This window comes from Shigella sp. FC1967, assembly GCF_001743005.1.
GTDB lineage: Bacteria > Pseudomonadota > Gammaproteobacteria > Enterobacterales > Enterobacteriaceae > Proteus.
Genome location: NZ_MIIZ01000236.1, coordinates 1 through 260 on the forward strand (window position 1 = coordinate 1; position 260 = coordinate 260).

Consider the following 260-nt stretch of genomic DNA (forward strand, 5'->3'; position numbering starts at 1 on the left):
GGAGACAAAAACTCTTCTCTGGAGCGCCTGAGCCGTTATGACTGGCACTATTGCAAGTTTGACGCGAGAAGACTGCGGTCGCTTGAAGACTATCCGGCCTCCTCCACTGCCGCCGAAAAGGCATACAGCTCATTGCTGAGCAGGTGGAGAGCTTCCCATTGGGGGGAGAGCGCCAAATTACTTGGACTGTCATGGCAACAAGGTTTCTATCACGGGAAGCCTGCTGTCATGGAGAAACATTTGAATTACGTAAAGGCCTT

General features: G+C 51.9%; 1 pseudogene. It reads left to right on the plus strand.

Features of this window, described 5'->3' with window-relative positions:
- A pseudogene (locus BHE89_RS24710) lies at positions 1-260 on the plus strand (EAL domain-containing protein); the annotation flags it as partial.